This window comes from Pseudomonas sp. LBUM1645 (genome assembly GCF_059716185.1).
In genome coordinates, this window is sequence record NZ_CP166811.1 from 4,678,281 (window position 1) to 4,696,576 (window position 18,296).

The 18,296-nt window shown below is 58.5% G+C and carries 14 protein-coding genes, 2 tRNA genes and 3 rRNA genes; 4 read left to right on the plus strand and 15 right to left on the minus strand.

Annotated elements, in window-relative coordinates:
* Nucleotides 1-107 precede the first annotated feature (107 nt).
* From ACA079_RS21050 to ACA079_RS21065, 4 genes are all read left to right on the plus strand, one after another.
* Nucleotides 108-959: a 3-hydroxybutyryl-CoA dehydrogenase gene (locus ACA079_RS21050; protein WP_497700808.1), complete on the plus strand. Its 852-nt coding sequence runs from the start codon at nucleotides 108-110 to the stop codon at nucleotides 957-959.
* Nucleotides 946-1,548 carry a TetR/AcrR family transcriptional regulator gene (locus tag ACA079_RS21055; RefSeq protein WP_497700809.1) on the plus strand — a complete coding sequence of 201 codons (603 nt, stop codon included), beginning with the start codon at nucleotides 946-948 and terminating at the stop codon, nucleotides 1,546-1,548. The genes ACA079_RS21050 and ACA079_RS21055 overlap by 14 nt, the downstream gene beginning before the upstream one ends.
* A 164-nt stretch (nucleotides 1,549-1,712) precedes the next feature.
* A complete protein-coding gene (locus ACA079_RS21060; RefSeq protein ID WP_497700810.1) occupies nucleotides 1,713-2,126 on the plus strand; it encodes a VOC family protein in 414 nt (137 codons plus the stop codon).
* A 126-nt stretch (nucleotides 2,127-2,252) separates the two neighbouring features.
* Nucleotides 2,253-2,681 carry a YajG family lipoprotein gene (locus ACA079_RS21065; protein ID WP_497700811.1) on the plus strand — a complete coding sequence of 143 codons (429 nt, stop codon included), beginning with the start codon at nucleotides 2,253-2,255 and terminating at the stop codon, nucleotides 2,679-2,681.
* A 73-nt stretch (nucleotides 2,682-2,754) separates the two neighbouring features.
* Here ACA079_RS21065 and rrf read toward each other — a convergent pair.
* The 15 genes from rrf to ACA079_RS21140 form a co-directional block, all read right to left on the minus strand.
* A 5S ribosomal RNA gene (gene rrf, locus ACA079_RS21070) occupies nucleotides 2,755-2,870 on the minus strand.
* A 159-nt stretch (nucleotides 2,871-3,029) separates the two neighbouring features.
* Nucleotides 3,030-5,921, minus strand: a 23S ribosomal RNA gene (locus ACA079_RS21075).
* A gap of 249 nt (nucleotides 5,922-6,170) precedes the next feature.
* A tRNA-Ala gene (locus ACA079_RS21080) sits at nucleotides 6,171-6,246 on the minus strand.
* 27 nt (nucleotides 6,247-6,273) lie between these two features.
* A tRNA-Ile gene (locus ACA079_RS21085) sits at nucleotides 6,274-6,350 on the minus strand.
* A gap of 83 nt (nucleotides 6,351-6,433) precedes the next feature.
* Nucleotides 6,434-7,972: ribosomal RNA gene (locus ACA079_RS21090) — 16S ribosomal RNA — on the minus strand.
* The 16S, 23S and 5S rRNA genes sit together here with 2 tRNA genes alongside, the layout of an rRNA operon.
* Nucleotides 7,973-8,616: 644 nt before the next feature.
* Nucleotides 8,617-9,492: an SDR family oxidoreductase gene (locus ACA079_RS21095; protein WP_497700812.1), complete on the minus strand. Its 876-nt coding sequence runs from the start codon at nucleotides 9,490-9,492 to the stop codon at nucleotides 8,617-8,619.
* 26 nt (nucleotides 9,493-9,518) lie between these two features.
* Complete coding sequence (locus ACA079_RS21100) at nucleotides 9,519-10,667, minus strand: acetyl-CoA C-acetyltransferase (protein WP_497700813.1); 1,149 nt, start codon at nucleotides 10,665-10,667, stop codon at nucleotides 9,519-9,521.
* Between the two features lie 29 nt (nucleotides 10,668-10,696).
* Nucleotides 10,697-11,752, minus strand: a complete 1,056-nt coding sequence (locus ACA079_RS21105) for an acyl-CoA dehydrogenase family protein (RefSeq protein WP_497700814.1) — start codon at nucleotides 11,750-11,752, stop codon at nucleotides 10,697-10,699.
* 10 nt (nucleotides 11,753-11,762) lie between these two features.
* Nucleotides 11,763-12,929, minus strand: coding sequence for an acyl-CoA dehydrogenase family protein (locus ACA079_RS21110; RefSeq protein WP_497704355.1), 1,167 nt, complete (start codon nucleotides 12,927-12,929; stop codon nucleotides 11,763-11,765).
* Between the two features lie 10 nt (nucleotides 12,930-12,939).
* Nucleotides 12,940-13,695, minus strand: coding sequence for an enoyl-CoA hydratase family protein (locus ACA079_RS21115; RefSeq protein WP_046049769.1), 756 nt, complete (start codon nucleotides 13,693-13,695; stop codon nucleotides 12,940-12,942).
* An 11-nt stretch (nucleotides 13,696-13,706) separates the two neighbouring features.
* Nucleotides 13,707-14,774: an NAD(P)H-dependent flavin oxidoreductase gene (locus tag ACA079_RS21120; RefSeq protein WP_497700815.1), complete on the minus strand. Its 1,068-nt coding sequence runs from the start codon at nucleotides 14,772-14,774 to the stop codon at nucleotides 13,707-13,709.
* A gap of 2 nt (nucleotides 14,775-14,776) precedes the next feature.
* Nucleotides 14,777-15,649, minus strand: a complete 873-nt coding sequence (locus tag ACA079_RS21125; RefSeq protein WP_497700816.1) for an enoyl-CoA hydratase — start codon at nucleotides 15,647-15,649, stop codon at nucleotides 14,777-14,779.
* Between the two features lie 24 nt (nucleotides 15,650-15,673).
* Nucleotides 15,674-16,462 (minus strand): CoA-transferase subunit beta, encoded by a 789-nt coding sequence (locus ACA079_RS21130; protein ID WP_497700817.1) that lies wholly within the window; start codon nucleotides 16,460-16,462, stop codon nucleotides 15,674-15,676.
* Nucleotides 16,463-16,474: 12 nt separating this feature from the next.
* Nucleotides 16,475-17,356: a CoA transferase subunit A gene (locus ACA079_RS21135; RefSeq protein WP_497700818.1), complete on the minus strand. Its 882-nt coding sequence runs from the start codon at nucleotides 17,354-17,356 to the stop codon at nucleotides 16,475-16,477.
* Nucleotides 17,357-17,367: 11 nt separating this feature from the next.
* Nucleotides 17,368-18,264 (minus strand): VOC family protein, encoded by an 897-nt coding sequence (locus tag ACA079_RS21140; protein ID WP_497700819.1) that lies wholly within the window; start codon nucleotides 18,262-18,264, stop codon nucleotides 17,368-17,370.
* Between the last annotated feature and the right edge of the window lie 32 nt (nucleotides 18,265-18,296).

Consider the following 18,296-nt stretch of genomic DNA (forward strand, 5'->3'; position numbering starts at 1 on the left):
TTCGGCATAGGACAACCGCCCTGCCGGCTCTAGACTCGCGGCCAATAGTACGCCTTCGGCCACTACGGCGGCCAAGGTATCGCGGGATTTGATCGGAAGGACAGAACATGAATCTGCAAAACATCGGCGTGATCGGCGCAGGCACCATGGGCAATGGCATTGCGCAAGTCTGCGCCTTGGCCGGTTTTAACGTGACCTTGCTCGACATCTCCGAGAGCGCCCTGCAAAAGGCCGTCGCAACCGTCAGTAAAAACCTCGATCGACAGATCGCCAAGGAAACGCTGACGCAAGAGCAAAAGCTCGCCGCCCTCGACAAGATCCGCACCAGCACCGACTACAGCAACCTGCAGAACGTACAACTGGTGATTGAAGCCGCCACCGAAAACCTCGACCTGAAACTGCGTGTGCTGCAACAGATCGCCGCGCAGGTCAGCGCCGACTGTGTGATCGCTTCCAACACGTCTTCGCTGTCCATCACCCAGCTCGCTGCCAGCGTGAGCCAGCCTGAGCGCTTCATCGGTCTGCACTTCTTCAACCCGGTGCCGGTGATGGGCCTGATCGAGGTGATTCGCGGTTTGCAAACCAGCGACGCCACCCACGCCCTGGCGCTGGACATGGCGACCACTCTCGGAAAAACCGCGATCACCGCGGGCAACCGTCCGGGCTTCGTGGTCAACCGGATTCTGGTGCCAATGATCAACGAAGCGATCCTGGTGTTTCAGGAAGGCCTGGCCAGCGCCGAAGACATCGACGCCGGTATGCGCCTGGGCTGCAATCAGCCGATCGGGCCGTTGGCGTTGGCGGACCTGATCGGTCTGGACACCGTGCTGGCGATCCTCGAAGCCTTCTACGACGGCTTCAACGACAGCAAGTACCGCCCTGCTCCACTGCTCAAGGAAATGGTTGCCGCCGGTTACCTGGGGCGCAAAACGGGGCGTGGCTTCCATGCCTATGCCTGAGCGTTGCTCGCGCTTTGCCGAGTACCGGGACAAAGTGCTGGAGCTGTTCGCCTGCAAGGGTTTCGGACAGGTCGGCATGCGTGAGCTCGCGACCTGCCTGGGGCTCGCTCCCGGCTCGTTGTATCACCATTACCCCAGCAAGCAGCACTTGTTGCTCGACTTGATCGAGGAGTTTTACGAAGAGCTGCTGGCCACCTTGGGGCGGATCGAGCAAAAGGCGCCGGCAAAACGTGACAAACTCCATGCGCTTATCCGAGCGCATTTGAACCTGCATCAGGAGATGCCTTGGCATTTTCGTCTGGCAGAGCGTGACAGCGGCTGCCTGAATGAAGAGCAACAGGAACGGGTTCGGCAGCTGCGCGAGCAATACGAGCGCAAATTGTTGCTGATGCTCGGGGCCCGGTCCCACTTCAGTGAACAGGGTCTGCTGGCCGCCGGACATGCCATCGCAAACTTACTCAACAGCGCGCCCGGCTGGTTGGCGCAACATTCGCTGGATGAGCGAGAGCGCGTTGAGCTGTTGGAGAGTCTGGTGAGTGGAGCCATCGAACGTTTGCTCCGCCCCGCGGCTCCACGGGCAGTGGCTTGAGGCGTAGGCACCGGAAGCCATAAGCCACGTCATCTCAATAGAAAAAACATCTAAACGATTCCTGCCAATCACGACATCTAACGCTTTGCTAATGGGAGCCCAATCACTGCGGAGCCGGAGGTGAATTCGGCCTCTCTTCGCCTCTTCGTAACCGGGAGCAAAGCATGAAAATCAATCCCTACCTGATCTTCAACGGCGACTGCAAAGCCGCCTTCACCTTCTATGCCCAAAGCCTGCCAGGCCAGATCGAAGTCATGATGTCCTTCGGCGAAAGCCCCGCGCGCGAGCACTTTCCGGCGGACTACCACAACCTGATCATCCACACCCGCCTGCTGGTGGGCGATCAGGCGATCATGGGCTCGGACACAACCCCTGATCGCCCTACTGACGAAATGAGCGGCTGTTCGGTTTCACTGAATGTCGACAGCATTGCGGAGGCTGAACGGGTGTTTTCTGCGTTGTCGGACGGCGGCAAGGTTGAAATGCCACTGGAAACCACGTTCTGGGCGGCTCGCTTTGGCATGTTGGTTGATCGGTTTGGTGTGTCGTGGATGGTGAATTGCGAAAAGGATCAGTGAAACTCACTTTCTCAAGGCATGAAAAAGCCCAACCTGAAAAGGTTGGGCTTCTGGCAACTGCCGGACCGTCTGCTACCGTCAACACGCTACCTCTTACAGCAGCGGATTGTTCGGAGGAACCCCACTATGCCTGCCCATGACATGCCTTGGTCCACTCGTTTCAAACTGTCACTGCTGACTGGAGGGCTCACCGCCACTCTGCTCGCGCTGAGTGGGTGCGCCACCGTCGACGCCCAGACCACTGCCTATGTGGGCGTGGAGCATCCCGCGCCGACGCTCGCGAGCGAGGTCGTGGTGCTGCGCACCGAGCCTCTTCGCCCTCACGTCCGATTGGGTGAGGTGGTCATCGACGCGAGCGTCGAGCCTGCTCCTCCCATCACTCAGGTAGAAGAAAAACTACGCGAAGAGTCCGCCAAGCTCGGCGGCGATGCCGTGGTGGTGGTCTACGACCATATCCAACCGGTGGGTGCCTATGTCAACGGTCCACTGTGGGCTCGCGACGTAAAAACCATCGAAGGTCGGAAACTCAAAGGGATTGTGATCAAGTACCGGTAATGTCCGTTCGCACTTTCCTGCGGACAAAACAAAACCCCTACCTGCATACGCAGATAGGGGTTTCGGAATTTAATCTTGACGATGACCTACTCTCACATGGGGAAACCCCACACTACCATCGGCGATGCATCGTTTCACTGCTGAGTTCGGGATGGGATCAGGTGGTTCCAATGCTCTATGGTCGTCAAGAAATTCGGTAGCCAGGTCGTGGGCCTTTGCAGGTTCACGCTCCAGCGAATGGGTATGTGACAGCTTGGTGTTTGGTGAGTATCTCGAACTTTCGGTTCGTTTCGTCTTCACACACCGCAATCTGGCCTCTTTCGAGTTCACAAATTGCTTGGGTGTTATATGGTCAAGCCTCACGGGCAATTAGTATTGGTTAGCTCAACGCCTCACAGCGCTTACACACCCAACCTATCAACGTCGTAGTCTTCGACGGCCCTTCAGGGGACTCAAGGTCCCAGTGAGATCTCATCTTGAGGCTAGTTTCCCGCTTAGATGCTTTCAGCGGTTATCTATTCCGAACATAGCTACCCGGCAATGCCACTGGCGTGACAACCGGAACACCAGAGGTTCGTCCACTCCGGTCCTCTCGTACTAGGAGCAGCCCCTCTCAAATCTCAAACGTCCACGGCAGATAGGGACCGAACTGTCTCACGACGTTCTAAACCCAGCTCGCGTACCACTTTAAATGGCGAACAGCCATACCCTTGGGACCGGCTTCAGCCCCAGGATGTGATGAGCCGACATCGAGGTGCCAAACACCGCCGTCGATATGAACTCTTGGGCGGTATCAGCCTGTTATCCCCGGAGTACCTTTTATCCGTTGAGCGATGGCCCTTCCATACAGAACCACCGGATCACTAAGACCTACTTTCGTACCTGCTCGACGTGTCTGTCTCGCAGTCAAGCGCGCTTTTGCCTTTATACTCTACGACCGATTTCCGACCGGTCTGAGCGCACCTTCGTACTCCTCCGTTACTCTTTAGGAGGAGACCGCCCCAGTCAAACTACCCACCATACACTGTCCTCGATCCGGATAACGGACCTGAGTTAGAACCTCAAAGTTGCCAGGGTGGTATTTCAAGGTTGGCTCCACGCGAACTGGCGTCCACGCTTCAAAGCCTCCCACCTATCCTACACAAGCAAATTCAAAGTCCAGTGCAAAGCTATAGTAAAGGTTCACGGGGTCTTTCCGTCTAGCCGCGGATACACTGCATCTTCACAGCGATTTCAATTTCACTGAGTCTCGGGTGGAGACAGCGCCGCCATCGTTACGCCATTCGTGCAGGTCGGAACTTACCCGACAAGGAATTTCGCTACCTTAGGACCGTTATAGTTACGGCCGCCGTTTACCGGGGCTTCGATCAAGAGCTTCGCGTTAGCTAACCCCATCAATTAACCTTCCGGCACCGGGCAGGCGTCACACCCTATACGTCCACTTTCGTGTTTGCAGAGTGCTGTGTTTTTAATAAACAGTCGCAGCGGCCTGGTATCTTCGACCGGCATGGGCTTACGCAGTAAATGCTTCACCCTCACCGGCGCACCTTCTCCCGAAGTTACGGTGCCATTTTGCCTAGTTCCTTCACCCGAGTTCTCTCAAGCGCCTTGGTATTCTCTACCCAACCACCTGTGTCGGTTTGGGGTACGGTTCCTGGTTACCTGAAGCTTAGAAGCTTTTCTTGGAAGCATGGCATCAACCACTTCGTCACCCAAAGGGTAACTCGTCATCAGCTCTCGGCCTTAGAATCCCGGATTTACCTAAGATTCCAGCCTACCACCTTAAACTTGGACAACCAACGCCAAGCTGGCCTAGCCTTCTCCGTCCCTCCATCGCAATAACCAGAAGTACAGGAATATTAACCTGTTTTCCATCGACTACGCTTTTCAGCCTCGCCTTAGGGACCGACTAACCCTGCGTCGATTAACGTTGCGCAGGAAACCTTGGTCTTTCGGCGTGGGTGTTTTTCACACCCATTGTCGTTACTCATGTCAGCATTCGCACTTCTGATACCTCCAGCAAGCTTCTCAACTCACCTTCACAGGCTTACAGAACGCTCCTCTACCGCATCACCTAAGTGATACCCGTAGCTTCGGTGTATGGTTTGAGCCCCGTTACATCTTCCGCGCAGGCCGACTCGACTAGTGAGCTATTACGCTTTCTTTAAAGGGTGGCTGCTTCTAAGCCAACCTCCTAGCTGTCTAAGCCTTCCCACATCGTTTCCCACTTAACCATAACTTTGGGACCTTAGCTGACGGTCTGGGTTGTTTCCCTTTTCACGACGGACGTTAGCACCCGCCGTGTGTCTCCCATGCTCGGCACTTGTAGGTATTCGGAGTTTGCATCGGTTTGGTAAGTCGGGATGACCCCCTAGCCGAAACAGTGCTCTACCCCCTACAGTGATACATGAGGCGCTACCTAAATAGCTTTCGAGGAGAACCAGCTATCTCCGAGCTTGATTAGCCTTTCACTCCGATCCACAGGTCATCCGCTAACTTTTCAACGGTAGTCGGTTCGGTCCTCCAGTTAGTGTTACCCAACCTTCAACCTGCCCATGGATAGATCGCCCGGTTTCGGGTCTATTCCCAGCGACTAGACGCCCTATTAAGACTCGCTTTCGCTACGCCTCCCCTATTCGGTTAAGCTCGCCACTGAAAATAAGTCGCTGACCCATTATACAAAAGGTACGCAGTCACCCAACAAAGTGGGCTCCCACTGCTTGTACGCATACGGTTTCAGGATCTATTTCACTCCCCTCTCCGGGGTTCTTTTCGCCTTTCCCTCACGGTACTAGTTCACTATCGGTCAGTCAGTAGTATTTAGCCTTGGAGGATGGTCCCCCCATATTCAGACAAAGTTTCTCGTGCTCCGTCCTACTCGATTTCATGACTAAGAGATTTTCGCGTACAGGGCTATCACCCACTATGGCCGTACTTTCCAGAACGTTCCGCTAATCTCAAAGCCACTTAAGGGCTAGTCCCCGTTCGCTCGCCACTACTAAGGGAATCTCGGTTGATTTCTTTTCCTCAGGGTACTTAGATGTTTCAGTTCCCCTGGTTCGCCTCTTAAGCCTATGTATTCAGCTTAAGATAACCATCTTATGATGGCTGGGTTCCCCCATTCAGACATCTCCGGATCAAAGTCTGTTTGCCGACTCCCCGAAGCTTTTCGCAGGCTACCACGTCTTTCATCGCCTCTGACTGCCAAGGCATCCACCGTATGCGCTTCTTCACTTGACCATATAACCCCAAGCAATCTGGTTATACTGTGAAGACGACATTCGCCGAAAATTCGATAATACTCAATTAAGAGCAACTCACAAATTTTACCTTAGCCTGATCCGTTACCAGTGAAAGTAACGTTCAGTCTATCTTTCTATCACATACCCAAATTTTTAAAGAACGATCTAATCCAAAGACTAGAAATCAACATTCACCATCCTACGATGGAATGCTCATTTCTAAGCTTTCAACAAACAGAAGCAGTAGTGGTGGAGCCAAACGGGATCGAACCGTTGACCTCCTGCGTGCAAGGCAGGCGCTCTCCCAGCTGAGCTATGGCCCCGTATTTCTACAGGTTCCCACACAAAATTGGTGGGTCTGGGCAGATTCGAACTGCCGACCTCACCCTTATCAGGGGTGCGCTCTAACCAACTGAGCTACAGACCCAATTTCGGGCTGCTTCTTTATCGTCTTCTTCAATGAATCAAGCAATTCGTGTGGGAGCTTATGGAGCAGCTGATGTCGTCGATTAAGGAGGTGATCCAGCCGCAGGTTCCCCTACGGCTACCTTGTTACGACTTCACCCCAGTCATGAATCACACCGTGGTAACCGTCCTCCCGAAGGTTAGACTAGCTACTTCTGGTGCAACCCACTCCCATGGTGTGACGGGCGGTGTGTACAAGGCCCGGGAACGTATTCACCGCGACATTCTGATTCGCGATTACTAGCGATTCCGACTTCACGCAGTCGAGTTGCAGACTGCGATCCGGACTACGATCGGTTTTCTGGGATTAGCTCCACCTCGCGGCTTGGCAACCCTCTGTACCGACCATTGTAGCACGTGTGTAGCCCAGGCCGTAAGGGCCATGATGACTTGACGTCATCCCCACCTTCCTCCGGTTTGTCACCGGCAGTCTCCTTAGAGTGCCCACCATTACGTGCTGGTAACTAAGGACAAGGGTTGCGCTCGTTACGGGACTTAACCCAACATCTCACGACACGAGCTGACGACAGCCATGCAGCACCTGTCTCAATGTTCCCGAAGGCACCAATCCATCTCTGGAAAGTTCATTGGATGTCAAGGCCTGGTAAGGTTCTTCGCGTTGCTTCGAATTAAACCACATGCTCCACCGCTTGTGCGGGCCCCCGTCAATTCATTTGAGTTTTAACCTTGCGGCCGTACTCCCCAGGCGGTCAACTTAATGCGTTAGCTGCGCCACTAAGAGCTCAAGGCTCCCAACGGCTAGTTGACATCGTTTACGGCGTGGACTACCAGGGTATCTAATCCTGTTTGCTCCCCACGCTTTCGCACCTCAGTGTCAGTATCAGTCCAGGTGGTCGCCTTCGCCACTGGTGTTCCTTCCTATATCTACGCATTTCACCGCTACACAGGAAATTCCACCACCCTCTACCATACTCTAGCTTGTCAGTTTTGAATGCAGTTCCCAGGTTGAGCCCGGGGATTTCACATCCAACTTAACAAACCACCTACGCGCGCTTTACGCCCAGTAATTCCGATTAACGCTTGCACCCTCTGTATTACCGCGGCTGCTGGCACAGAGTTAGCCGGTGCTTATTCTGTCGGTAACGTCAAGACACCAACGTATTAGGTTAATGCCCTTCCTCCCAACTTAAAGTGCTTTACAATCCGAAGACCTTCTTCACACACGCGGCATGGCTGGATCAGGCTTTCGCCCATTGTCCAATATTCCCCACTGCTGCCTCCCGTAGGAGTCTGGACCGTGTCTCAGTTCCAGTGTGACTGATCATCCTCTCAGACCAGTTACGGATCGTCGCCTTGGTGAGCCATTACCTCACCAACTAGCTAATCCGACCTAGGCTCATCTGATAGCGCAAGGCCCGAAGGTCCCCTGCTTTCTCCCGTAGGACGTATGCGGTATTAGCGTCCGTTTCCGAGCGTTATCCCCCACTACCAGGCAGATTCCTAGGCATTACTCACCCGTCCGCCGCTCGCCACCAGGTACAAGTACCCGTGCTGCCGCTCGACTTGCATGTGTTAGGCCTGCCGCCAGCGTTCAATCTGAGCCATGATCAAACTCTTCAGTTCAAACATCTTTGGGTTTTTAAGAAACCCTAAACTTGGCTCAGCAATCGTTGGTTACATCTTTGATTTCTCGCGGAGTAACTTGTGATGCTGATAATCTTGTTGACTATCAGTCTGACTCCACAAGCACCCACACGAATTGCTTGATTCAGTTGTTAAAGAGCGGTTGGTTAAGATCTTTCGTCTCAACCGAGGCGCGCATTCTACAGCAGCCTCTGTTGCTGTCAAGCGGTTATTTTCCGAAGTTTTCAAAGTTTCCTTTGCAACTTCAACCACTTGCGCTTTCGATCTCTCGTTAGCGGGAGGCGAATTCTACAGCGTTACTCGCTGCTGTCAACACCTCTTTTACACCGCTTTCGACCGAGAAGATCGAATCGTCAATCGAGCCAAACAACCCCGCTCAATCAACTCCTTTTGGGCTTCGATGACCTGAAGCAACTCGCTGTCAAAAACTGCGTAACTCATTGTTTACCAAGGAGTTTTCCGTTTCGACTGCGCCGGAAGTGGGCGAATTATAGACTTCCAGCATCTGCCGTCAACTCTTAATTGCGTTTTTCTATCAATCACTTGCAGAACACCGGAAAACAGCCCGTTTCCCCTCTATATAGAAGAGCAAAACGAATCCTTCTATATAGAGGGCGGCCCAATCAGCTGCCGTACACTTTCGCCGCGGGCACCGCCCTGGCCATCAATTGCTCTACCGCCTGCCCCACCTCTCCCACCGCCCAACGCCCTTGCCTGTCCAGTTCCGGACCTCTACGCCAGCCGTCAGCAATCGACAACTTGCCGCCCTCGACTTCGAACATCTGCCCGTTGACCGCACTGGACGCTTGCGAGCCAAGCCAGACCACCAACGGCGCAACGTTTTCCGGAGCGAAGTAGTCGAAGCCCTCTTCAGGTTTTTTCATGGTATCGGCGAACACCTGCTCGGTCATTCCGGTGCGCGCGGCCGGGGCCAGGGCGTTGACGGTTATGCCATAGCGCCCCAGTTCGGCCGCCTGCACCAGCGTCAACGCAGCGATACCGGCCTTGGCAGCGGCATAGTTGGATTGACCGATGGAGCCCTGCAAACCGGCCCCGGAACTGGTGTTGATGATCCGCGCACTCAGCTGCGCACCACCCTTGGCCTGCTCGCGCCAGTAACGCGCGGCGTGGCTGGCAATACAGAAGTGGCCTTTGAGGTGCACGGCCACCACCGCATCCCAGTCGGCTTCGGTGAGGCTGGCGAACATGCGGTCGCGGCAGATGCCGGCGTTGTTGACCACCACGTCCAGGCTACCGAAGGTTTCGATGGCCTGGCGCACGATCAATGCCGCATCGTCGTAGCGGGTGATGTCGTTGCTGTTGGCCACGGCGCTTCCACCCTGCCCGAGAATTTCGCCGACCACGGCCAGCGCCGCTTCACGATTGATATCGTTGACCACCACTTTAGCGCCCTCGGCGGCGAAGGCCAGCGCGTAGGCCCGGCCCAGACCACCGCCGGCACCGGTAATGATCACCACGCGGTTCTCACAGATTTTCATGTTCCTGCTCCCTTCAAATACATCGCTTACAAGCGTTCGATAATCGTCACATTGGCCTGGCCGCCGCCTTCGCACATGGTCTGCAAGCCGAAGCGTCCCCCGCTGCGCTCCAGTTCATGCAACAGCGTGCACATCAACCGGGTGCCGGTGGCGCCCAGCGGATGGCCGAGGGCAATCGCCCCGCCGTTGACGTTGGTCTGTTCATGGGGATAGCCCGTCTCCTTGAGCCAGGCCATCGCGACTGAGGCGAAGGCTTCGTTGATCTCCACCCGATCGATGTCTTCCAGCTTCATCCCGGCTCGCTTGAGTGCATAAGCGGTGGCCGGGATTGGAGCGGTGAGCATCCAGATCGGATCTGCGGCGCGCACGCTGAGGTGGTGGATACGCGCGCGCGGTGTCAGTCCGTAGCGTTTGAGTGCTGTTTCAGAAACGATCAGCATCGCGCTGGCCGCGTCGCAGGTCTGGCTGGACACTGCTGCGGTCACCCGGTCGCAGCCAAACAGCACGTCCAGTTCGGCCATTTTCGCCAAACTGGTCAGGCGCGGTGTTTCGTCGTGCACGACTCCGGCCAGTGGCACGATCTCCCGGTTGAACCGCCCTTGCTCGATGGCCCGCAACGCCCGCTGATGGGACTCCAGTGAATAGGCTTCCAGTTGTTCGCGGGACAGCCCCCACTTCTCGGCAATCATCTGCGCCGAACGGAATTGAGTCGGCGGTTGTGCGCCATAGCGCCGGACCCAACCTTCGGAGCCGCTGAACGGATCTCTGAAGCCCAGCGGTTCAGCGGCGATCATCGCCGAGGAAATAGGAATCTGGGTCATGGTTTGCACGCCGCCGGCGGCGACCACATCCTGGGTGCCGCTCATCACCGCTTGGGCGGCAAAGTGCACCGCTTGCTGGGACGAACCGCACTGGCGATCGATGGTGGTGCCGGGTACCGCCTCCGACAGGCCGGCGGCCAGCCAACAGGTGCGGGCAATGTCCCCGGCCAGCGGGCCAATGGTGTCGACACAGCCGAAGATCACGTCGTCGTAATCGTCATCGGGGATGTCGTTGCGTTGGACCAGTGCGCGCAATACATGGGCGCCCAGATCGGCCGCGTGAATCTGGCTCAAACCACCCTTGCGCCGTCCGGTGGGCGTGCGCAGGGCGTCGACAATATAGGCTTCAGGCATGTTGTCTCTCGAAAAAAAGGTGGAACTCGTCAGAAAGTCTGGCCGGCACCTAACGGCGGATTGCCGTCGAACAAAGCCGCGCGGATCCGCCCTTTGTGAAGGCCGCGATCACCCCAGATCTTGTCCAGCGCCCAGGCGCGTTTCATGAACAAGTGCAGGTCGACTTCCCAGGTGTAACCCATGGCGCCATGGGCCTGAATGGTGTTTTTCGCAGCGAGCATGGCGGCTTCCGAAGTTGCCAACTTGGCATGGGACACCAGCACTTCCTGTCCCGGTTGCTTCTCGGCCAGTGCATAGGCGGCGCGATACAGCGGCCCTTTGGCGAACTCGATCTGCACCGCGACGTTGGCCATCAAATGCTTGACCGCCTGGAACGAACCCACCGGTTTGCCGAACTGTTTGCGTTCAAAGGTGTAATCCACCGCGAGGTCGACCATGCGTTTGGCCAGCCCCAGCATTTGCGCGGCACAGCCCAGCGCGCCACGATTAAACGCGGCGGCCCACAAGCGTTGGCCCTGTTCACCAGCGGCCACGCAGGTGGCGGACGTTGGCGTCCAGTCGACCTGAAACAGCTGACGACTGGGATCGACCGACACATTGCGGGTCAGGCGCACCGCGCCAGGTTCGACCGCATGCACCTCATCGCCATGAGCCAGCAACAACAAATCGGCGACATGAGCATCGCTGACCAGCGGGTTACCCGGTTCGGCAATCGCCAATCGTGCGCGGCCTTCGGCGACACGTGCCAGCCAATGTTGTTTGAGTGCCACGTGGCGCTCATCAAGGGCGGCGAGCAACGGCACGCCGATCAGCATCGTGTCCACTAGCGGCTCAGGCAGACCGGCATAACCACATTCCTGAGCAAGCAGAATGAAGTCCAATTCATTCATGCCCATCCCGTCATGCGCCTCGGGCACGGTCAGTGCGGTCAGGCCCAACTCCACCAATTGGGCCCAGAGCTGATCGCTGCGCCCGCTGTCGCTGAGCCACAGTTCACGAATGCGCTCCGGGGTGACCTCGTTGATCAGAAAACTTCTGACGTTGTCCTGGAACAGCAACTGGTCGCGGCTGAAACTAAAGTCCATGGTCTATTCCTCAGGCACGCGGCATGCCGAGCATGCGTTCGGCAATGATGTTGCGCTGGATCTCGTTGGTGCCGGCATAGATCGGTCCGGCCTGGGCAAACAGAAAACCTTCCAGCCAATGGCCGACGTCGCCCGCAGCAGGTGCTTCGGGCAGCAGCTCGCCACGCAAGCCGAGAATGCTCATGGCGGTGTCGTGCATGCGCTGATCGAGTTCCGACCAGAAGATTTTGTTGGTCGAAGACTCCGGTCCGATCTTGCCGCCCTGCACCAGTTGCGAGGCGGTCATGTAGGTGCTCAGGGTGTAAGCCTCGGCGTCCAGCCAGGCGCGCATCACCGACTCGCCAATGGCCGGGTCACGGTCAGCCTGCTCGCGGTTGGCCTGGTACAGCTGCACCAGTCGCCGAGCGGTTTCCTGAAAACGTGCGGGTGAACGCAGCAGCAAACCGCGCTCGAACCCGGCGGTGGACATCGCCACATGCCAACCCATACCCTCTCCGCCCAGCGCGTTTTCCACCGGAACCTTGACGTCGTCGAAGAAAATCTCGGCGAACCCGGGCAAGCCATTGAGCTGAGGAATCGGCCGTACCGTGATCCCCGGACTGTCGAGCGGCAGCAGAATAAACGTCAGGCCCTGATGGCGCTGCGAATGAGGGTCGGTGCGGAAGATACCGAACACCCAGTCAGCCCACACGGCGCGAGTCGACCAGGTTTTCTGGCCGTTGATCACGTAATGGTCGCCCACCCGTTCGGCCTTCGAGCGGATTGCCGCCATGTCGGAACCCGCGCCTGGCTCGGACCAGGCCTGGGCCCAGATATCTTCACCGGTGGCCATGCGTGGCAAAAAGCGCGCTTTCTGTTCCTCGCTGCCATATTCCATCAGCGTCGGGCCGAGCAGGAAGATGCCGTTCTGGTTAACCCGTGCAGGCGCGCCAGAGCGGTAGTACTCCTCCTCGAAGATCAACCACTCGATCAAGTCGCAACCGCGCCCGCCGAGATCGATCGGCCAGGTGACCATGCCCCAGCGACCATCGTTAAGCCGGTTTTCCCAGGCACGGTGCTCGGCAAAGCCTTGCTCGGTGTCGAACGATTGCAGCGGTTCGCGGGGTACATTGGCCGTCAGCCAGGCTCGCGCTTCGGCGCGAAAGGCCTGCTGGGCCGGGGTGTATGTCAGGTCCATGAGAGTGCCTTCAGCCGTTGAAGTGGGCATCGCGCTTCTCGACGAACGAGTCGCGTGCTTCCTGTGAGTCCAGTGAGCGATAGGCCTCGAGCGTGAAGCCCTGCTCCCAGCGATATTTGTCTTCCAGATTGCCGTCTTCGATACCGCTCAGCGCTTCTTTGGCGAGGCTGATCATGGCCGGGCTCTTGGCGGCGATGGTGCGGGCGATCTGCAACGCGGCCTCACGCAAGTCCTCGCGCTTGACCACACGTTCTACCGCACCCAGGCGCCAGGCCTCGGCGGCGTCGATCATCTCGCCGGTGAAGTACATGTGACGGACCTTCTGCACCGGGAACAACCGCTGCAAATGCGCGCCGCCGCCCATGGCGCCGCGATCGACCTCAGGCACGCCGAAGCTGGCGCACTCGGAGGCCACCAGAATGTCGGCTGCTCCGCAGATGCCGATGCCGCCGCCGAGGACGAAGCCGTGTACGGCGACGATCACCGGTTTCGGATTGCGGTGGATCGCCTTGAAGCTGTCGTAGTTGCCTTTGTTCACCGCCACGATCAGGTTGCCGTCGGCGGCCAGTTCCTTGATGTCGACCCCGGCGCAGAAGCCGCGCCCTTCGGCCCGAATCACGATAACCCGCACGCTGGCGTCGCGACCGAGGCCTTCGATCTCGCTGGCGATATCGGCCCAGCCCTGGCAGTTGAAGGCGTTGACCGGTGGCTGGTTGAACACCAGTTCGGCAATGCCGTTATCGATACTGACGCTAAATGGTTTCATGCCTTTCCCCTTCACGACACACGGCGGCACAGCTCGCCCAGACGCGCTTCGGCGTCTCGGACGATCTGTTCAATCAATTGGGCGCAGCTGGGCAAGCTGTCGATAGACGCGGCGATCTGGCCGGCGGGCAGTACACCTTCGGCGGGTAACCCATCGACCATGGCTTTCTGAATCACCATCGGCGCGTTGGCGGCCATGATGCTTTGGGCGGCCGTCAGCTCACCGCTGCCGCGCATTTTCAAAACACTGCCGAGCAGTTGCGTCAGGCTCATGCCACTGTGGCGGCGGTACGCCAGACCACTCTGGAATGCCAACAACAAGCGTTTGAGAGCACCACTCGCTTCAAGCTGGTTGAGCAATTCGTTGCGAATCATCCGTTGCGGCATACCGTCGATGGCGCGACTGATGATGATCGCCGCCGGGTCCTTGACCGCGAGGTAACGCGACAGGGTCGCCTGCGGCACCGGACTGTCGGCGCACATCAGAAAGCGCGTGCCCATGGCGATGCCTTCGGCGCCGTAGGCCAGGGCCGAGACCAGGCCTTTACCATCCTTGAAACCACCGGCGGCCACCACCGGCACCGAGACTGCGTTGACGACTTGATCGAGCAGCAACGAAGTAGGCACTGACCCGGTATGCCCGCCGCCCTCACCGCCTTGTACGGTGACCGCATCGGCGCCCATTTCCACGGCTTTCTGCGCGTGCTTGAGCGCTCCAACGGTGGGGATGCACACCACGCCGGCGTCCTTCAGACGGCTGATCATTTGCTTGCCGGGCGAGCGGCTGTAGCTGACTGCCCTGACGTTGTGGCGCAACACCAGCTCGACGATCTCTGCGGCGTTGGCCTGGTACATATGAAAATTGACGCCGAAAGGTTGATCGGTCAGGCGCCGGGTTTCGAGGATCGCTGCCTCCATCCGCTGAGGCTCGATGGTCGCCCCGGCGAGAAAACCGAAGCCGCCGGCATTGCCCGTGGCCGCCACCAGTTTCGGGTCGGCGACCCAGCCCATCGCGGTCTGGATGATCGGGTAGCGGCAACCGAGCAATTCGGTTAGGCGGGTATTCAAAGAGATCGCCATGCTCACGCCCCGCCCGAGGTGCGTTGCGAACTGGCCATGGCCTTGGCGTCATATCCGCCGAGTCGGTCACCCGACACCAGTTGATTGTGGGCGTGGGCGAAGTGGTGCAGGCCGAAGACCATGTCCATGGTCGCGCGCTTGCCCATCAGGTCTTCGGCGTTGTTGACCGCCTGCTTGCTCAATTGCAGACCGAGGCGCGGCATCTGCGCGATGCGTCCGGCGATGTCGAGGGTTTGCTGTTCCAGTTCATCGCGGGCCACTACCCGATTGAGCATGCCCATCTGGTAGGCGCGCGCCGCCGGCATGCGCTCGCCGAGGAACAGAAATTCCTTGGCAATGCGCGGGTTCAGCTCATGCACATGGGCGAAATACTCCACCCCGGGAATGCCCATTCGCACCACCGGATCCGCGAAGTAAGAATCCTCACTGGCGACGATCAGGTCGCACACCCAGGCCAGCATCAGCCCGCCCGCGATACACGCCCCCTGGACCATGGCGATGGTCGGCTTGGGCATTTCGCGCCAGCGGCGGCACATGCCCAGATAGACTTCCTGCTCTCGGGCGTAGAGAAACTCGCCGCCCGGCTTGTTGGTGTGGTCGTACCAAAGGCTCGCGCGGTCGAAGGTTTGATCGACGTCGCGACCCGGCGTGCCGATGTCATGCCCGGCGGAGAAATGCTTGCCGGCACCCCGCAGCACGATGACTTTCACCTCATCGTCATCGCAGGCCCGGCGAAACGCCGCGTCCAGCGCGTAGGTCATCTGCGAGTTCTGCGCGTTGTGGTACTCGGGGCGGTTCATGGTGACCAGGGCCACCGCGCCGCGCACCTCGTAAAGCACCACGTCGGCCTCGTTCTTGTCGTTATGTTCAGCCATCACTTTTCTCCGAAACGGGGGCGCTCAGCGTTGGCCTGGCGGATTGTCTTTGAGCTGGCTGGCACGCAGGTTGTGCGGGTCCAGGCGCTGGATCAGCTGCAATTGCTCGATGGTCGGGGAAGCCGTGGTTGGGCAGTCTTGCGGCACATGCAGGGCAAACCCTGTGTTGTCCTGAACCTCGGCCACTGTCACGCCGGGGTGCAGCGAGCGGATGCGCATTTGCCGGTGCGGGCCCAGGAAATCCAGCACGCAGAGGTCAGTGATGATCAGGCGGATATCGATCTCGTCCAGCGACCAGCCGCGCGCCAGACGCGCCGGGTTGTAGCCGACCGAGGCGACCATATCGACCTCGCCTTCGACGAACACCCGACGGTTGTGGCTGGGCACGCAAAAGGAGTTGGCGTGGCTGATCGAGTTGCCGGGGAAACCGCGCACACCGAGCATTTGCGCCTTGGGTTTGGCGTAATCGCCAATGCACGAAATGTTCGCCTGGCCGAAGCGGTCGATCTGGGTCGGGCCGACCAGCGCATGGCGCTTGCCGCCCCACACGTTGTCGAAAATCCGCGAGAACCCCATCCAGCTGTCACGCTTGGGCTGGTAGCCGTTTCGCGCGCCGAGCGGCACCGGCTCGGCGACCATGTAGGCTTCGGAGTCGGTCATCAGCAGCTGCGGATTGCTGCTGAGCATGGCCAGTGACGCGGCGAGGCGCGGGATCACACCGATGCCGCTGGCCAGAACCTCACCATCGTCGCGCCAGGCTTCGGAAGCGGCGCAGATCATCAATTCGGCGAGGCTGTAAGTGGTAGTGCTCATCGCAAGGCTCCCTTAAAAAATCGGCAACGGCAGTTGGCGGATCACAGCCAGGCCGCCGACCTTGTCCAGGTACTGTTCGTGAGTGCAGTCGACGTAGTCGCGGACGTAGCCCTGCCAGCCATCGACCGCCTGGGCCGAAGCGTTGTAGGCCTTGAAGTGCGCCACGTCGAAACCGTACAGCGGCGCGCAGGAAGACGGATGCGCGCCGCCCGGCACGTGGGCCACCGCGGTGGTCAGGTTGCGTTCCCAGAACACTTGATGTGCTTGCCCGGCATCGGCGTGGAAATACTCGCTGTCCACCAGTTCGTCGCAGGTCACGTAGCTGCGGGTCGCGGCACGTACGAACAAGTCATCCATGTAGTGATCGGGGCCGCTGATCTGGCACACACCGCGCGCATCGGCACGGTCGACGTGGATCAGCGCCGCATCGAGTTTGAGCGCTGGCATCGCGACCCAGTCCTTGCCATCGGCATAGGGCGAGGCAATCAGCTTGATCTGCCGGTTGTAGCGCAGCACGTCCGTGCCCAGACCAACTGCCGTCGGAATAAACGGCACATTCATCGCTGCGGCCCGCAGACCGAGCAGGAGCATGCCTTCGTCGATTTCCATCACCTCCAGCGCCGCCTCTTGGCGTGCCTTGCGGAAGTACGGTTCCAGTGGAATGAAATCCAGGGAAACAAAGGCGAACACCAGCTTCTTGATCTTCCCGGCCGCGCAGAGCATGCCGACATCCGCACCACCGTAGGCGACCACGGTGAGGTCCTTGAGGTCGGAGCGCAGAATCTCCCGCACCAACGCCATGGGTTTACGCCGCGGCCCCCAGCCACCGATGCCGATGGTCATGCCGTCACGCAGTTGGCCGACCATCTCGGCCGTGGTCATTCGCTTGTCCATCGTCATCGTCCTCATTGGCGACCGACACTGAAGTCGTGGCCCCAGTGGCTGACCACTGTGCTTTCAAAAGGTGTGTGGCGATCCCAATCCACCACCAGGCCATCGCAGCCGTATTCCAGGTCAAACCCGGATGGCGTCTTGATGTAGAAGGAGATCATCTGATCGTTGGTGTGCTGGCCCAGGGTGGCCGACAGCTTCACACCGTTGGCGTGCACGCGATCGAGAGCGCGACCGACTTCGTCCAGCGCGTTGACCTCGACCATCATGTGCACGCAGCCGTGGGGCATCGGGCACTCGAAGATCGCCAGCGAGTGGTGCCGACCGTTATTGCAGTGCAGGAAGTGGATGCGTTTTTGCGGTTCGGCCGGGTCCGGGGTGAAGCGGACTTTCATCAGGTCGGACAGACCGAAACCGAGGACTTGCTCGTAGAAATCCCGGCAACGCTCGAAGCTCGGCGCCGGCAGTACCACGTGGCCCATGCCCAATTCGTTGGTGACAAAACCCTTGACCCCGACCGGCGAAACGAAGCGCGCGAAGTCTTGCAATGGTCCCCAGAACAGTTCGTGGCGATTGCCATCCGGGTCGCTGAAGTGCACCAGCTCCTGGACCTTGCGAACCTCGGCCTGGGCCACGGTGCCACGGGTGACTTGTACATCGGCTTGTTCCAGAACGCTGACAGCGTGTTCGAGCGCCGCTTTGCCAGGCACTTCCCAGCCGCACGCACCGAAGCCGTTCTCAGCGCTTTTCTCCACCAGAATGCGGTAATGGCGCTCGTCCATTTTCAGGTACAGCCGCTCATCGTCATCGCTGCCGGCCACCATCATGCCCAGCACCTGGCTTGCGTACTGACGCCATTGCGCCAGGTCGCTGGATAACAGGGTGACGTAACCCAGACCACGGATATCCATGGATGCACTCCTCGTTCTTTTTCTAAGGCCCC

Coding starts and splice junctions, on each gene's coding strand:
- ACA079_RS21050 (WP_497700808.1), top strand. CDS start 108: ATGAATCTGCAAAACATCGGCGTGATCGGCGCAGGCACCATGGGCAAT.
- ACA079_RS21055 (WP_497700809.1), top strand. CDS start 946: ATGCCTATGCCTGAGCGTTGCTCGCGCTTTGCCGAGTACCGGGACAAA.
- ACA079_RS21060 (WP_497700810.1), top strand. CDS start 1,713: ATGAAAATCAATCCCTACCTGATCTTCAACGGCGACTGCAAAGCCGCC.
- ACA079_RS21065 (WP_497700811.1), top strand. CDS start 2,253: ATGCCTGCCCATGACATGCCTTGGTCCACTCGTTTCAAACTGTCACTG.
- ACA079_RS21095 (WP_497700812.1), bottom strand. CDS start 9,492: ATGAAAATCTGTGAGAACCGCGTGGTGATCATTACCGGTGCCGGCGGT.
- ACA079_RS21100 (WP_497700813.1), bottom strand. CDS start 10,667: ATGCCTGAAGCCTATATTGTCGACGCCCTGCGCACGCCCACCGGACGG.
- ACA079_RS21105 (WP_497700814.1), bottom strand. CDS start 11,752: ATGGACTTTAGTTTCAGCCGCGACCAGTTGCTGTTCCAGGACAACGTC.
- ACA079_RS21110 (WP_497704355.1), bottom strand. CDS start 12,929: ATGGACCTGACATACACCCCGGCCCAGCAGGCCTTTCGCGCCGAAGCG.
- ACA079_RS21115 (WP_046049769.1), bottom strand. CDS start 13,695: ATGAAACCATTTAGCGTCAGTATCGATAACGGCATTGCCGAACTGGTG.
- ACA079_RS21120 (WP_497700815.1), bottom strand. CDS start 14,774: ATGGCGATCTCTTTGAATACCCGCCTAACCGAATTGCTCGGTTGCCGC.
- ACA079_RS21125 (WP_497700816.1), bottom strand. CDS start 15,649: ATGGCTGAACATAACGACAAGAACGAGGCCGACGTGGTGCTTTACGAG.
- ACA079_RS21130 (WP_497700817.1), bottom strand. CDS start 16,462: ATGAGCACTACCACTTACAGCCTCGCCGAATTGATGATCTGCGCCGCT.
- ACA079_RS21135 (WP_497700818.1), bottom strand. CDS start 17,356: ATGGACAAGCGAATGACCACGGCCGAGATGGTCGGCCAACTGCGTGAC.
- ACA079_RS21140 (WP_497700819.1), bottom strand. CDS start 18,264: ATGGATATCCGTGGTCTGGGTTACGTCACCCTGTTATCCAGCGACCTG.